This is a genomic window from Protofrankia sp. CiT1 (genome assembly GCF_917627335.1).
In the GTDB taxonomy this organism is placed as follows: domain Bacteria; phylum Actinomycetota; class Actinomycetes; order Frankiales; family Frankiaceae; genus Protofrankia.
Map to the genome: position 1 here is coordinate 1 of NZ_CAKJTP010000239.1, position 3,970 is coordinate 3,970.

General features: G+C 66.2%; 8 protein-coding genes. All 8 read right to left on the reverse strand.

From position 1 onward, the window contains the following. Positions 1 to 173 precede the first annotated feature (173 nt). Entirely contained in the window at positions 174 to 554 is a 381-nt protein-coding gene (locus MJ785_RS20700) for a hypothetical protein (protein ID WP_239382448.1), read from the reverse strand. Beyond that, entirely contained in the window at positions 554 to 1,414 is an 861-nt protein-coding gene (locus tag MJ785_RS20705; protein ID WP_239382450.1) for an N-acetylmuramoyl-L-alanine amidase, read from the reverse strand. Before MJ785_RS20705 ends, MJ785_RS20700 begins: the two co-directional genes overlap by 1 nt. 22 nt (positions 1,415 to 1,436) lie before the next feature. Then, positions 1,437 to 1,751 (reverse strand): hypothetical protein, encoded by a 315-nt coding sequence (locus MJ785_RS20710; RefSeq protein ID WP_239382452.1) that lies wholly within the window; start codon positions 1,749 to 1,751, stop codon positions 1,437 to 1,439. A gap of 164 nt (positions 1,752 to 1,915) precedes the next feature. Then, complete coding sequence (locus MJ785_RS20715) at positions 1,916 to 2,398, reverse strand: hypothetical protein (protein ID WP_239382454.1); 483 nt, start codon at positions 2,396 to 2,398, stop codon at positions 1,916 to 1,918. Next, positions 2,391 to 2,564, reverse strand: a complete 174-nt coding sequence (locus tag MJ785_RS20720) for a hypothetical protein (protein ID WP_239382456.1) — start codon at positions 2,562 to 2,564, stop codon at positions 2,391 to 2,393. Before MJ785_RS20720 ends, MJ785_RS20715 begins: the two co-directional genes overlap by 8 nt. Then, a complete protein-coding gene (locus MJ785_RS20725) occupies positions 2,557 to 2,904 on the reverse strand; it encodes an MICOS complex subunit MIC19 family protein (RefSeq protein ID WP_239382458.1) in 348 nt (115 codons plus the stop codon). The genes MJ785_RS20720 and MJ785_RS20725 overlap by 8 nt, the downstream gene beginning before the upstream one ends. Before the next feature lie 79 nt (positions 2,905 to 2,983). Then, the gene (locus MJ785_RS20730) at positions 2,984 to 3,631 is read right to left on the reverse strand and encodes a hypothetical protein (RefSeq protein ID WP_239382460.1); all 648 of its coding nucleotides are present in this window, start codon (positions 3,629 to 3,631) and stop codon (positions 2,984 to 2,986) included. A gap of 66 nt (positions 3,632 to 3,697) precedes the next feature. Next, positions 3,698 to 3,970, reverse strand: a 273-nt coding sequence (locus MJ785_RS20735; protein ID WP_239382462.1) for a hypothetical protein, incomplete at its 5' end; no start/stop codon positions are given.

A 3,970-nucleotide genomic window follows, 5' to 3' on the forward strand; every position in this document is an offset into this window, starting at 1 on the left:
CAGTCCGGAAAACAGCCCGGATATTCGCTGATGCTGCCGGTAGACATCCCTGTCTGACCGAACCGTGTCATGATCGGCGTTGATGGCTAGCCGCGTCAGGATGGTCGGCATAGATACCTCCCTCTAGGGATTCGAGAATCACTGCGGCGCCTCGCTGTCTGCGCATCGCCCCTTCAAGGGCTAGCCCCCACGCGGGCCGGAAGAATCGCTGCGGTATGCGGATCACCGACATGGCGCGCCGCGCAGGCCTTGACCGCGGCCAGGATGGCGCCTACGACAGGGATGAGCTCCGGAGACAACCCGAGGGCCGACACGGGGATGACCGCAACAACCGCCTGGATTGCGGTCCACGCGGTTCGCTCGACAACATCCCACGCCAGCGCGGACCCCTCAGCCGCACTGGTAGCCAATGCTCGGGTCGCGGTCAGCGTGGTAGCCATCGGCACGGCCCACCATGGCGTCCAACCGCTGACGATCACCAGTATGGCGCCGATGCCGGTAGCACCCGCCGTGGCCGCCACGCGGGCCAGAGCGTCCCGCCGGTACGGGGCCACTATGCCGCCTGGACGACGGGCATGGACCATGCGGCAGCCCACGTCACCGGCCCGACCCGGCCATCCACCGCAAGGCCTTTCTCTTGCTGAAAGCGCACACAGACATCCCGCGTCTGCGGGCCGAATATTCCATCAACGGTAATCTCCCAGCCGCGGGCATGCATCTGCGCCTGCCAGCGGGAAATACCCGCCCGATCCGCGGGGTTGTAAACGCCACTGTGGTTACATGGATCAGGGTCGGGCGTGCCGTACCAGTGCCCGACGGGGAGGGGGAACATTGGCACGACAGGCTGCTGGACGACAATGGGGGATACGGGCCTAGGCGTGGATGGGAGCAGCGCCACAGCGCCGGGAATGACGATATCGATCAGCTGCTTTTTCCGTACCGCACCCGGGCATTCGTGACGGTCCCGGTTCCACTCCGGGAACTGGTCGTGGTAGCCAATACCAGACTGATCCGGGCTGGAGACCAGTTGGCAGGGATTGCCCGTCTGATGGCACCACGTCGCCGCCAGTGCGATGAGCGCGCGGAGCTGCTTGTCACTCCACGGCCGGGACGAGTCCCCGCCGTCAGAGGTTTCCACCGAGTTGGCGTAGTCATTCCCCGCATACTGGGCGTCGGCCTGGCGTCCCAGCAGTTGCCATTGGAACACCACACCGTCATAGGCATCCCCATCCCACGGGCCGCCCACGCCGAATGTCGACTCGGTGCCGGTGTAGCCACCCTGGCGGAACATCGACTCGGTTCCGAGCAAATACCCGACCATCGTGTGGAGCACCAGGATACGCGGGACGATCACCGGTTCTGTGTTGTCCGCGGATAGTGGACGCCACAGCGTCCCGGGTAGTAGCTGTTCCATGGTAAAAACCCCTCCCCCTTGCCTACCGGGTATCGCCGAGACCGCCGCGAATCCGCGACTGGATGATCCCGTTTCCGCCCGTCAGGCCGACTGGACGCCACAACCCCGCATGGCTTGCCACCGCGATCACCCATCCCTCCAGCGCGTAGAGCACGCCCCGACCGAGGTCATATCCGGGATCGGCCTGCCAGGCCGTCAGCACCCCGGCCCCGGCGGTGAGCAAAAGCGTCACAGCACCCTTCAGCCAGCTCGGCGCTGACTGCGCGGTGATGAACGCGGTCAACCAGGGGATCAGCGCCCCTATGGTGGCGGTGATAAGCGCGGTCTTCGTGTCCACGGTCCCTCTCTAGGGGTAGTAGCCGGTCACGACCGCTAGCACGGCCATGGCGAAAAACCCGACGGCGGAACAAGCAAGCGCGATATCCAACGGCACGAGCTGGAATCCCGCCCGTTGGAGCCAGCGAAGCCGGCGATGCCGGGGGCGAGTGAAGCGCGGCCCGCTCATGGCGACACGAACCCGGACTGGCAGTGCAAGCGTTTGGCCGTGTTCCGCGTGAGCGTCAGAAAATCGGCTCGGATCTTCGCATTGCTCTCCAGGTTCGCGACGCTCCTATCGATGAACGCGACCGCCCGCTGCGAGTCGGGGTCATGGTTGGCGGCGATCAGCGGACGCAGCCCACGGTAAAGATCCACCGTGTTTCCCGACGTGGCGATGCTCTGCGTGAACAGGGCGTTCAAATTGCAGGCGTTGGCATTCGCGGCCTGCTGCGTCCGATTCAGCTCCACGCCGAACACTGTGAGGGCAACCGTCAGACAGATGTTTACCGCGATGAGGATCGCGACGAGTGCGACCAGCGTAGTCCTACGCTGCAAAATCCGATTCCCGGCCGCGATCGACCGGTCAATCTCAGCAACACCCTCCCGATTGACCCGAAGAGCCTCCTCCACCTCGGTCAGCATCTGAGAAAGACTTTTCTCAGCCATGAGCGTCCCCCCCCTCCGTACGAATCTCGCGGATAGCCCGGTCCAGGTCGTCCAGGAACGCCGCCGCGGTGTCCCGGAGCTGACCGGCCAACTTGAGAACCTCGTCCGCGCGCCGGACATCCCGGCTCACTCCGGGGGAGGTGTCCGCGTCCACCGGCTCAGGCATGGCGGCCCGCCTGGTGGAGCTGCTCCAGCTGGGCCTTGGTCAACTCCGTGGCCCTGGTGAACAGCGGGACCACCTGCTCCTGGACAAACCGGGTCTGGGTGTCCAGCCGGCCCAGCGCGGCGTCTCGGTCGGCGATGGCGCGATCCCTCTCCCTCTGCGCGGACTCCAGTTCCCGGCCGTGCGCCGCGGTGATCTGCCCGACGACCCAGCGGCAGCCAATGATCGTGAGCATCGCAACGAGTCCCATGATCCCGTTTGCGGCAAGGCCGCCCACGGGGTCCGAGACTGCGCTGGCGAGCCAGGCGATCACAGCCAGCCCCTCCGACTCCGATCCGCGCACGTCCCATCCGTCGGAACATCATGCCCCACAGGGCGGGACATGCCGCAACGACCTCAAGGCGCCAGCCGTACAGCCCGGGCTACACGGGAAAACGTCGCGCAGAACGCGACGGATCGCCCTTCAGCTTTCGGCGCCAGCTCGGGTACTCTGCGCCGAACACGGCGCTGACGTGCCCTTCGTGCGCCTGGACGACATAGCCGCCTGCGGTTACCTCGAACGGCTGACTGGTACGCCCCATCCAGTCGTACGGCCCGCCGGCCTGCGGGTCGAACCAGTCGGGCAAGGCGAACGACGACACCGAGACCGCTGTTCCACCGACGGTGATGGTATAGCTGTCGGCCTCGACGGGATCGGCGACTTCCAGTGCGACGATGGTCCCGTCGCCGCGATCCGCCCACAGGTTGCACCGCGGGTCGATCAGCGTTTCGAGCACCTCATGCGACAGCACGGAGGACACGGACAGCCCCCCGGACAGCACCGTGCCGCCGTTGTCGAGCACGGGGCGGGCGAACGCCCGCCCGTACACATGCTCACCCTGATCCTCGGTGTGCCAACCGAGGGCATCGGCCTGATCGGGATCATCCAGGATCGAGATGACCCACGCGCCAGGCGGGGCATCCTCGGCCGAGCTTGCGTACACAACGGGGACGGGGAGGAGTCCCCATGCGGGGGCGGCGTGTCTGCGGATCTGGGCCGCGCAGGCACGTGTCATCAGCCGGGCGTCCACGGCTGACACCAGTGTGGATTGGTTCACTACAGTGATCATTGCTCTCCTGGTGGTGGCCGGCTGTAGTTACTCGGGGAGCGCGCGGATGAAACAGCCCCTGGCGTCCAGGAGGTTGCGTAGCCCCGCCGCCAGCTCTGGGCCGCCAGGGAGCGCACGCACCAAGTCGCGCGCCAGCTGCCCGATGGGTGCCGCCACGTCACGGATGTGTTCGGGCAGGTGCGTGTACTCAAAGGGGGCCAGCAGGCCCGCAACTTCCGGATGCCGGTCCGCGAACTCATCCATCGTCTCCATGGGCACATCATCCACGCTGTCCCGGCAGGCGGGATGGGCAGTCCACGG